Origin of the sequence: Paraburkholderia sp. BL17N1, assembly GCF_003634175.1 — a bacterium.
Taxonomy (GTDB): Bacteria; Pseudomonadota; Gammaproteobacteria; order Burkholderiales; family Burkholderiaceae; genus Paraburkholderia.
Map to the genome: position 1 here is coordinate 530889 of NZ_RBIW01000001.1, position 11500 is coordinate 542388.

General features: G+C 61.4%; 5 protein-coding genes. All 5 read right to left on the reverse strand.

Annotation, left to right across the window (positions count from 1 at the left end; translation table 11 throughout):
* Window positions 1-8: 8 nt before the first annotated feature.
* On the reverse strand, window positions 9-4067 hold the full coding sequence (locus tag B0G82_RS02330; protein ID WP_158608115.1) for a glycosyltransferase: 4059 nt from the start codon (window positions 4065-4067) through the stop codon (window positions 9-11).
* 121 nt (window positions 4068-4188) lie between these two features.
* Window positions 4189-5670: an ABC transporter ATP-binding protein gene (locus tag B0G82_RS02335; RefSeq protein ID WP_199730046.1), complete on the reverse strand. Its 1482-nt coding sequence runs from the start codon at window positions 5668-5670 to the stop codon at window positions 4189-4191.
* An 82-nt stretch (window positions 5671-5752) separates the two neighbouring features.
* A complete protein-coding gene (locus B0G82_RS02340; RefSeq protein ID WP_121306534.1) occupies window positions 5753-8206 on the reverse strand; it encodes a glycosyltransferase in 2454 nt (817 codons plus the stop codon).
* A 56-nt stretch (window positions 8207-8262) separates the two neighbouring features.
* On the reverse strand, window positions 8263-9252 hold the full coding sequence (locus B0G82_RS02345) for an ABC transporter permease (protein ID WP_121306535.1): 990 nt from the start codon (window positions 9250-9252) through the stop codon (window positions 8263-8265).
* A gap of 24 nt (window positions 9253-9276) precedes the next feature.
* Window positions 9277-11448, reverse strand: a complete 2172-nt coding sequence (locus tag B0G82_RS02350; RefSeq protein WP_121306536.1) for a glycosyltransferase family 2 protein — start codon at window positions 11446-11448, stop codon at window positions 9277-9279.
* Window positions 11449-11500: the final 52 nt, after the last annotated feature.

The window sequence follows — 11500 nt, forward strand, 5'->3', positions numbered from 1 at the left end:
CGGCAGCTTCAGACCACTTCGGGCCGCGCATCGGTCAACTTGAAGTAACGGCTTTGACGCTGAGGCAAATACGACGCGTAGCGAACGCAATCGGCGTTCGTGCGAGTCAGGATGGCCGCGAAAATCTCGGCGTGCCGCGTGTAGGCTTCCGTCGGTGTCATCGACTGGAACGACTGCTGCAAACTCTCGCGCGGCTGGCGCACCGGCCGCTCGGCGTGCTCGACCATCGTTCTGGCCAGTTCGTCGCGAACCGCGTGCAGTTCCCACTCGTTGGCGATGGCCTGATAGAACTCGGCGCCGTCCAGCGTCGACCAGTCGTCACGATAGGCGCGAATCACCGTGCTTGCCTCGCCAATCAACTGTTCGCGGGCGCCGCCCACATCGGTGGCAATGACCGGCGCGTTGCGCTGAAGCGTCTCCGATATCGCCAGACTCCAGCCTTCGGTAAAGGACGGCATCACGACCGCGCGCGCCAGGTCGACGAATCGATAGACGTCGGACCGATAGCCGGGCATCGACACCACACCTTGCAAGCCGTGATGCGCAATGCGCTCCTGGAGCCGCGCGGCGTAGCCGGCATCCGAATGCTTGCCGAGGATCACGAGACGGATGTCGGGCCGCTTCGCATGCGCGATCGCAAACGCGTCGATCAACAAACCCTGACCCTTCACCGGATTGATCGAGGCGACATTGACGAAGACCGGACTATCCGCCGGAAATCCGAGTTCCTCGCGCAGCGCGAGGTCGCGCTCCGGCTCGAGCAAGGGCATCGCGCTGCCCGAGTCGCAGCCGTTCGGCACGACGATCATGCGGTCCGCGCTCAGGCGCAGGTTCACATCGGCGAACATCGCGACATTGGCCGACACGCAGATATAAGCGTCCGTCACCTCGTCCACGCGACGCCACTGTTCCTTGCCCGCGGCGTCGAGCCACATGTACATGTTATGCACGGTCTGGACGAACGGTATCTTCAGCGAAGCGCACACCTCGCTGAGCGACAGCGAATAGTGAGCATTGACGAGCGCCACCTTCCGCTCGACCAGCACGGCGCGAAGCTCGGCGGGATCGCCTGGCAGGCGCACGTAGTCGAACTGGCGCTCCTTGAGTTCGGCCTCGGCCTCGGTCGCGATTTCGCTCGTGAAACCGAGCATGGGTTGAAAGCCCGCCTTGCCCAAACGGTCCAGCAAGTCGAAGACGACACGTTCCAGACCGCCGACCATGAAGCTGTCGACCTGCAGCATCACGACCGGCGCGACCGACGGGTTGAAGGCGGCAGCGTCCGGCACGATCAACGGCTGCGTGCTATTGATCGCTTTCCAGAAACGGCGCGCGGAGTCGACGACGTTTGCGGGTGTCGCTTCGATCACCATGGGGTGTAGCAACGCCAGCCCAAGGAACACGTGATGGTCGAGTGCAATACACAAGTCCACATGGTCGTAGACGTCGCTGCGCAACGCGTACGGGTTGTCGCCCGCCGTGAACACGACGACGATCACCACGCCAGGCGCTTGCGGTCCCAAAGACCGCAAATCGGCGGCGGCGATGATTTTCAGTTGCGTGTCATCTGCATTCAGGTCGCCCGCACCACGCTCGCTTGCAGGCAAGACAGACGCGAGCGACTGACTGGACGCCCAATGCGGCGCATCCGCTTCGAACTGCGCGAGCCACTGCGCGACGCGCCGTTCGTTCAGCAACAATGGCGCATTGGGGAAGCGCTTCACGAGCGCCGGGACCGGCGCTTGGGGCCGAGCGGCCGGTGCGGGCTGGCGGGTGCGGCCCGTCATACCGAACCTCCGCGAAAAAGCACGAGCCGCGCGCCGCAACCTGGCCTTCAAGGTTCGCGCAACGGCGACGCGCAGCGCCTCGCTGGTGAGCACCTGTTCCTTGAGCGCAACCGCGAGACGAGCCTTTTCTGCTTCGCCTGCAGCGGCAGCCTGTTTGAGAGCAGCCACGTCGCGATCCTTCTCTCTAATCACGCCTTCCAGGCGGTCTGCCTCGATCCTGCCCGCCTGAATCAAGCCCTCGAGGCGAGCCTCCTCATCTTTGCCTTGCCGGATGACGCCTTCCAGCCGCTCGGCTTCGCCTTGCATGTGCCGGGCGACATCCTCCAGACGCTGTGTTTCGGCGTACAGGAAGGCGTTGCGGTCCAGCAAGGCTTCGATCTGAGTGTCCTTGACTTCGAACACACGCTCGTAAAATCCCCGGTGTTCACGCCACACCAGCCCAGGCCGATACTCGGCATCGGCCAGATAATTCAGAAGATAAGCGCACCGTGCGCCTAATTCGGCCAGTTGCGACACTTCCGGCAAGCCGAAACCCAACGGCTTCGCCGTGTCGCCGAGAATGTTCACCCAGTCGCCCGACAGAACCCGTTGGACTTCCTGCACCGCCCGCTCAAGATACTGGCGCGCGGCCTCATAGTCGCGGCGGCCTACGGCAAAGCTGGCCGCCAGATCGAGCGCCGCAACCGTCTTGGTTGCCAGCAGCGGACTAAACGGAACCGGGTCCATCGCGGCGCACTTCAAAGCCCAAGCCTCGGCACCTTCCAGATCGCCTATCGCCTGCAACAGTTTCGCGGCCACATAACTCTGCGAGATCGACCACCGCAGATGTTGTGCGTCCTTCTTATTCGTATCCAGGTACGCCTGAATTTCCGCCACGCAAGTGCGCACCGTATCCGTCGAGGCTCGCGCGGCAAGCACGCGATACGCGTGGCCACAAAGCGCGGCGCCATAGTCGGCGGTGTCATGCGGCGCCTGCTCCAGGACTCGCGCTTGCAAGCTGCCCAGTTCGGCATCGTTGTTCATGCGCGTGCCGATGGTCACCATGCTCCTGAAGAGCCATGGATTCACCATGCCGCGTCCGTTCGGCAATACATTGAACGCCGGCGAATCGGCGTGCTGGTACATCGTATCGACAAAAGCCGACGCATCCGCGCCGACAGGATCACGCATCGAGACGACGATCACATGACCGTCGCTGGCCACGAGGCGCTCGTCGAGTGCCATCTTGCGCCAGGCGACGTCCGACGGCACACCTGGCGGCGAAATAAACGCGCATTCCGGCAGCCAGCTTGTAGGGGTCGAACCGGCACTGGAGCGCAGCAGTTCGACCGGCGACTGTAATTCGACGGACGCGTCGCCCGTCCTCTGCGGCGCCTGGAGGCCCAGAATCAACCGGCCGCCCGGCCGCACGATGTCGGCAAGCCGCGGCCAGTCGAGCGGCGCGAAGCGGCGAACGTCGCGGCAAATCACCACGTCGAATGAATGGCTCGCAAGCTCATGCAAGGCCTCGCTGGCCCACGGCTTGAAATCGACGCGGCCGGCTTCGCCATATTGAGCCGACGCATAACCGCACCGCGACGCCTCCGGCACAATGCCGAGCACGTGGCGCGCGGCCGAGTTCTGCGCAACGACGTAAGCGCCGCTGCCGGCCGTATTGTCCAGCACGAGAACGGCGTCGCCGGCTCGAACGAAGCCGTCGATCTGCGTGAACTCAGCGACTGCGGTTTGCGACGCCGGGTCGGTATGCCGCAAGATATCTTCGGCGGGTGCCGAGCTTTGTTCCGTCGACGCGTTCGCGGCACGCTCGAATGCGCAGACTTCGTAGCCGCCCAACGGCGGCAGCGGACGAGTCAGCCGCGCGAAGGTCAAGCGCGCGTGAATGCGAAAGCCAAGTTCGAAGGCCTGTTTTTTGGTCTCGACGGCTGAGGCACCGTCGGTCCCGTTCTGCGCGACCGGCGAAACCAGCGCGACGTTCCTGATGCCCGCGTCCGCAATCAGCTTGAGCCACGTTGCCGCTTCGACGGCCAGGCTGTCCGGCGGAAGAACCACGATCGCCGCGTCGAACGATTCACGGCGGGCAATGTCGAGAGCGGGCGCCGTCACGGACGCCGCTTCGAGCCGGTCGGGCACGAACCGATGATCGGCTTGCGCGCCGCCATCCGCGTCGAGCGAAAGCGCGTACGGATCGGTTCCGGCGGTCAGCAGAAAGTCGAGCGCATCAGCGGCATGCGCGCCGATGTACAGGATCCTGCCGTGTCCGAAACAGGTGACGCACTGGCGCAAGCATGCTCGCACATCGTGGCTTGAAAACACGGTCATACAGTCGATACCAAGGTTTTGTACGGCGAGCCGTTTTGTCGAAGAAGGTCAGCCGTCCAGATGATTGCGACTGACGCGCGTTGACTCACGAGGCTTCGCCGGTGGGTGCTTCAAGTTCGGCGCGCATGTGCAGATCGCACACACCGCCGAAGAAATGCGTGTCGACGCGCGCACGGACCATGAAGAACGCGGCCTCGTCGATCCAGTGCAAGATCGCCTGATCGGAGAAGTTCATCGACTCCTGGTGGATCAGCGAGGCTTGCACTTCGTAGAAGTTTTCGCCCAGCGCGCAGCGGTCCATCGTGAAGACGACGGAATGCTCCTCCCCCGCGCGAAATTTGCGGTTCCAGAAAATGAAGCCGTCCTGCTTGCCGGCGATCAGTTCGGCGTCCTGGTTGAACGTGCCCCAGGAGTACATCTTGATGCCTTCCTTGTTGCGGATACGCAGATTGACATAGAGCTTGTCCATGTCCTCACGGATCGAGAATTTCACCACGATCCTGATCGTATCGCCGGTATAGAACGTGGTGCATTGCTCGCCCGCGCCGTCCAGCACGGAGACGTCGGTAATCATCGCTTCGAGGCTGCCGAATTCGAACTTTCCGCCTTCGTTGCGCGCCTCCGTTTCCAGCTGGTCCGTTGCGTCCGCGACGTTCGACACGGCTTGCCCGAGATGCCCTTCGGCGGCGGCGGCTTCGAGCGGTTCGGCTGTCGCGGCGGGCGCCGTCAATTGCGGCGACTCGACGGGCGCCGCGACCACCGGTGCGATGTTCGCCTTGAGCGCCTGCTTGTGCTCGGCGATTTCCTTCTGCTTGGCGAGGTTTTCCTCGTCGTGCAGCAGTTTGCGATAGGCCAGCACGACTTCACCGGAAGGCCCTGAGGCCATCACCTCGCCGTGGTGGAGCAAAATCGCGCGGTCGGTAAACGTGCGAACCGACTCGATGTCGTGCGACACGAACAGAATCGCGACGCCACGATCGCGCAGCTGGCGAATGCGCTGATAGCAGCGCTTCTGGAACAGCGCGTCGCCCACGGCCAGTGCCTCGTCGACGATCAGCACATCCGGGTTCAGTTGCACCTGCACTGCAAAGGCAACGCGCACCATCATCCCGCTCGAGTAGTGCTTGACGGGTTGGTCGAAGAAATCGCCGATCGCCGCGAAGCGGATGATCTCCGGCATCGCCGCGTCCATTTCCTTGCGCGTCAGGCCAAGAATCGAGCCGTTCAGATAGGCGTTCTCGCGGCCGGTAAACTCCGGGTTGAAACCGCTGCCCAACTCCAGCAGGGCCGCAACCCGGCCATGCACTTCCACGTCGCCCTGGGTCGGCGAGAGGACGCCGGCGATGATCTGCAGCAGCGTTGATTTACCGGCGCCGTTACGGCCCACGATACCCACCGCTTCGCCCTTCTTCACATTAAAGGAGATGTTGCGCAGCGGCCAGAATTCGCCGAAAAACTGCCGACGCCCACGAAGCAGCATCTGCGCCAGCCGATGGTGAGGCTTCGCATAAAGTTCGTAACGCTTGCTCAAATCGCGAACGTGGATAGCTATATCGTCCAAGACCACTCTCTTTGTTGATGAACAGCTTTACACAAAGCTGTGATCGGGAGCCGCCCGCCTCTCGTGCGCGGCGGCCCCGGTTAGCCGACTAGGTCAGCGCCTCGATGAGTTCCTTCTCGCCCGTGGCCTTCTGCTCGACCAGCCGCTCGCAGATGGCCCGATTGTGCGCGGCCATCTCCATGCGCGTGGCCGCGTCCGGAATCAGCCCCTTGGCAAAATCCTCGACGCTCACGTAACGCATGCCGTATGTGTTGAAGTCGCCGATGTTGGGCGTGTCCACGATGGGTACGATGCCGAACGCCAGGTACTCGATCAACTTCGTCGGACAGGACACGTGGTTCACCACCATGTCGTCGCGCAGAATGAAGCCGAAATGGCACTGCTGGTACACCTCGTTGAGCTCGGCACGCGTAGCGCTGGCCACATGGAAGTTCGGGTGGTTTTGAACCTCGGGCGCCGCCGCGTTTCTCATCACCTCGACATCCGGCGTGTACATCCACCAGTCGGCATGGTCCAGTGCGCGTGCGACCACATCCATCATGGCGGGTACGTTTTGCCACTTCTGCGTGCCGCCGGCATAAATGACCGTGGGCCGGCCGTCCTTGTAGGGCCGCGCCCCTTCGCTTCCTTCTTCCAATGCGAAGATCGGCAACACGATCACTTTCGCGCGCAGCAACTCGCGGTACTTGTGCGCGAGATAGTTGCCCATGGCCTGCGACACGACGATCACACGGCTCGCTTTTTCCACCGCCATGCGCTCGCAATCGTCATGGATGCGCGCGGAGAAGAAATCATTGTGCATCCGAAACTCTTCGGGCACGACACCGTGCACGTCGAGCACCCACTTCAGACCCGGCACGCGAAGCGCCGCTTCCGCCGCCGCATTCGGCATGCGCAAGACGCTGTGGAAATAAACGCGTTTGAAGCGGCGCGCCAGCAACGCGACGAGCCGGCGCTGATTGCGCGACGCCAGGGAAATATTCAGCACCCACGCGTTATGCGCCGCCCTTTCGATGAAAGGCTTCGCCTCCGGATGACCGCGCACGTCGCAATACACCCTGTGTTTCGAAGGGAACAGCGAATCGATCGCTTTGACGCGCTGGAAATAGCCGTCACGCTCGCGCTCCCTGGTCGGATACGGCGCGAAGAAAAGAATTCCGTCGCCGTGACGCAGCAGTTGCAACAATTCGTATCCGCGCACGAGGCGGCTCACCTTCGAGGTGGGGAACTGCGCTGCGCGAGCCAGCCGGTTCGTCACGCGTTGCTTCAGGCTGAGCGGCTTGTCCTGCGACTTGGCGGCTTGCATCGCGGTCAACTCGCGAGCCATGCCCGACGTCCTAGCGACCAGCGCATCCAGTTCATCGGCGAACGACTCGAATCGAACCTTCATGCGCTGCACGACTTCCGGCGACACACCCTGGCCGTCCGCCGACAGGTATAGCTCGATGTCCGTGTCCAGACTGTTGATCGCGGGCAACAGTGATGCCACCGACGCGGGTTGGTCGACATGCCGCCCCATCACCAGCGAACGCAGATCGTTCAGCTGTTCAGTCTGCCAGCGCGCGATTTCGCCACCCAGGTGCTTCGAATAGGCTTCGAGGCCTTCTACGAGCGTGCGCATCTGGCGTGCGTACAGGCGATGCGTTTCGAGGTGAATCGGAACCCGTTTCGGCGAGGCAATCGCGAACAACGAATCCTGCATCCAGGCGGTCACGGACAGGCGCGTGCGGTCCTGCCATGCGCGGCCATGCTTCTCTTCGAAGCGCGCGCGGTTCTGCGCGGCGAATCCTTGCGCCTCCACCACGTCCAGCTTGCCGAACGAAGCCGAGCCCCAGTGATGGATATACACATCGCGCGCCACGTACATTTTGAATCCGCCTTGCAAAATGCGGACGCAGTGGTCGTCGTCTTCGTAAGCGCCTGGAAAGAAGCGTTCGTCGAGCGTGCCGACGCTTTCGATCAACTCGCGCGAAAACAGCACGCAGTAGTAACTCAGGAAGTCGCTGTCGACGGTCAGGCCGAGCCAGCCTTCGCGGCGGCGAATCGCAAACTCCGTGAGCACCGGCATATCGAGCGCGGCGCTGCCTTCACCCAGTCTGTTGCGGTCGCCGAGATGATAGGGAATGGGAATGCCCTGCTCATTGTTCGACGCGTTGGTCAGCGGGCCGATCGCATCCTTACCTGCCGCGACGAGATAGTCCAGCCAGTGGTCGGTGACGATGACGTCGCTATTGAGCAGGCAGATATGCGTGATCGTCGGATCCGCGAGGCAGTACTGGATGCCGATGTTGTTGCCACCGGAAAAGCCGAGGTTCTTGTCTTGCTGAAAGAATTTGCCTTGCAAGCCGTGCTGGGCGACGGCGTGCTCGAACGTGGCCTGCACGGCGGCACGCTCGGCCGGCCGGGATGCGTTATCGATCGCGGCCACCACGAATTCCGTATCGCTGCGGGTCTTGATCAGACTCTCGATCGCAAGCGCGAACACCTCCGCCGAATTGAAGGTTACGATAACAATGCCAACACGCGCCTTCTTGCTATTCATTATATTGATCCAATACCTGCCGACGTTAATTCGACTTATACCTTTAAGCGAATTTCCTAAAGCACATCAGGAAATCCTTTTTTGGATTTCATAAAAAACCAATAGCATGCGCACAGAAAAGCAATCGACACCGCCAACTGAATAATCATGCCGACCGCATCCGGCCATTGGCCAAAGAAAAATACGTGCCGCACGTTTTCCAGCACCGGTGTAAAAGGATTCATCGCGACCGCGAATCGCAGGATTTGCGGCACCATGTCGAGCGGATAAAACACCGGGCTCAGATACATGATAGCCATGGAAATGGGCGGCACCAGCAGCTTGATATCGGGCAGATATACGCCGAGCGACGCCAGCAGATACGTCACGCCCAGTACGGCGAAGAACATCGGCAGCAGAACGACCGGCAGCGCAATGGCAGAGAGCGGCGGCAGGCCGACGAACACCAGGTTGAAGAGGAGCAGAAGGCCATAGCCGATCGCCGCGTTCACGACGGCGGACACGGTAATGGCGAGCGGCAACACCTCGAGCGGGAACACGACCTTTTTGATAAAGTTCGGATTCTCGCGCATCAGCATCGGCGCGCGCAGAAAGCATTCGGAAAAGAACGTGTAGGTGATGAGTCCGCTGAAAAGAATCAGCGCGGACGCCTTACTGTTTAACCCTTCGCCGGCCCAGCGCGCCTTAAACACGACGCTAAAAACAAAGAAATAGACCAGCAAAGTCAGGATTGGCGTAACGATCATCCAGACGGAGCCGAGCGCCGAACCGCGGAATTTAGTCGCAAGGTCACGGCGGACAAAGTCCCACAAGAGCGACCGATGCCGCAAAACAGAAATTTGCATTGATAGGTTCCGACAAACCATCTGCGCTTCGATTCTCAAACCGACGCAAACGGTGCTAAAAATTCCGGCGGCGTGTTGACAGGCGCGCCGGAACGTCATGAATATGTGTGGATACAGCCGCCGCCATCTTAACCCGGCATTCTGCCGTAGCGGACTGAACCCCGTCAAATCAAGGCGCCAGCGTGCCGCACACAGCTTCATGCGGACACCGGGGCGCCTGCGCTGCTACTCGAACTGGCCGATGCGCGGCGGCGACGCCAGCGTAAACGGCGGCGCCTCGCCGCTGAGCGACAGATTCGGGTTGTACGCCGGATCCCGTTCGAAACAGCCTTCCCAACGTGCCTCCATGCGGCGGATTTCGCTCACGAAACGCTCGTACTTCTCTGGATCGAGGTCCGAGCCGCGTGTGGCCGATTCGTGGTGGTACATCTCGGCATGTGGCGTCCAGATGTTGCGATAGCCCGCCCTCACCAGCTTCATGCAGAAGTCCACGTCGTTGAAAGCGACGGCCAGCGTCTCTTCCAATCCGCCGACTTCGTCGTAGACCGATTTTTTGACGACCAGGCAAGCAGCAGTCACCGCCGACAGATTCTGCGTCGCCACCGCACGGCCGAAATACCCGAAGTGCCCGCGCTTCATCTTGTGATGCATGTGACCGGCAATCCCGCCGAGCCCGATCACCACGCCGCCGTGCTGCAAAGCATCAGTCGGATACCACAGGCAGGCGCCCACCGCGCCGGTGCGTGGCAAATTGGCCAGACTGACCATTTCATTCAGCCAGTCCGGCGAAATCACCTCGATATCGTTATTCAGCAGACACAAAAATTCGCCGGTCGCGACACGTGCCGCGTGATTATTCAGCGCCGAGAAATTGAACGGTGATTCGTCGCGCAAAACACGCACATTGGGACGCTGCGATACTTCGTCGAAATATTTCATTGTCTCCAACTGCACACTGCCGTTGTCGACGATGATGATTTCGAAATTCTGATAAAGCGTGCAGGCGAAAATGCTGTCCAGACATTGCTTAAGCAATGCAAGCCCATCGCGCGTCGGAATGATGATCGATACCTTGGGCTGTGGATTCGGCAGCGTATAACGCACGCGCAGCACGCCGAATGATTCGACCCGATGCTCCACTGTCGCACTGAGGTGTGCGCGCTTCAGATGATCTTCCACCGCGCGAATCGCGGCGATCAGCGCATACGGCTTCTCGCTGCCGCTGCCCGCCGTGCTGCCGGGCACGATGCGCCAGTGATACAGCACATGCGGAATGTGGATCACGCTGTCGTCGCCGGCCAGCTCCACGCAGCGCAGCGCGAGATCGTAGTCCTGGCTGCCCTCGAAGCCCTTCCTGAAACCGCCCGCCTCCTGGACCAGCTTCGTCTCGAACACGCCCAGGTGGGAGAACATGTTCTGCGTCAGGAACAGTTGCGGGTTCCAGTCGCACTTGAAATAAGGTGTGGTGCGCGTGCCTTCTGTGGTGAGCTTGTCTTCGTCGCTATAGAACATCCGGCCCTGCGGATGCAGATTGATGTACCGCGCCACCATATACAACGCGTGCGGCGGAAGCAGATCGTCGTGATCCAGCAAGGCGACGTATTCGCCCGTTGCAAGCGCGAGTGCGCTATTGCTCGCCTCGGAAATGTGGCCGTTCGTCTCGCGGAAGACGACCTTGATGCGACTGTCAGCCGCGGCCAGTTCCTGCAGGACCGCCTTGACGTGCGGCTGGGTGGAAGCGTCGTCCGCAATGCACAGCTCCCAATGCGGATAGATCTGCGTCTGCACCGACGCAACCATCTCGCGCAGCAGACGCTCGTCGCTGTTGTACGTGGGCACGACGACGGAGATCAGCGGCTTGCGCGCCAGCAGAGCAATTTCCGCTTCGATTTCGCGTTGCTTGTCCGGCGTGACCGTGTCGTACTGGCTGATCCACTCATGGTAGACCTCGTCACGCGGCGGACCGTCGGCGAATCCGCGTCCGCTTTTGAGCCGGCGCACGCGCGCCACGACGCCTGGCAGGCCTTCGCGCCCGATCACCGACGCGTAATAGCCCAGCGCGCTGCCCAGCCCGCCCCTGACCTCGGCTTGCCGGCCAATGGTGCTGAATGCGAGCCGCACCGCCGCCGCGATACGGCTCACCGAGCGCAGCGGTGCCGTCACACGCCATGAAGTCGAATTCAGCAACGTGGCCTGCTCAACCTCCAGCTTCAGAATCCGATTGTTAAGCTTGGCGATCGACTCGCCGTCGTTCAGCGCGTCACCGAGCTGTTTCTCGAGTTGCGCCACACGCGCCTGAAGACCGCGCGCATCTTCGACGCCGGACGATAACGGCTTATCGGGGGAGACGTCCTGACTGACTGCATCCTGCTGATGCCCGCTAAATTTCGTATTCATGCAATTCCTTCCTGCGCGTCCGACGAGATGCCCGCTGCCCGTGGAGTTCGTG

Excerpts from the sequence above, each read along its gene's own strand:
- B0G82_RS02340 (WP_121306534.1), bottom strand. The coding sequence starts at position 8,206 with ATGAATAGCAAGAAGGCGCGTGTTGGCATTGTTATCGTAACCTTCAAT.
- B0G82_RS02350 (WP_121306536.1), bottom strand. The coding sequence starts at position 11,448 with ATGAATACGAAATTTAGCGGGCATCAGCAGGATGCAGTCAGTCAGGAC.
- B0G82_RS02345 (WP_121306535.1), bottom strand. The coding sequence starts at position 9,252 with ATGAAGCTGTGTGCGGCACGCTGGCGCCTTGATTTGACGGGGTTCAGT.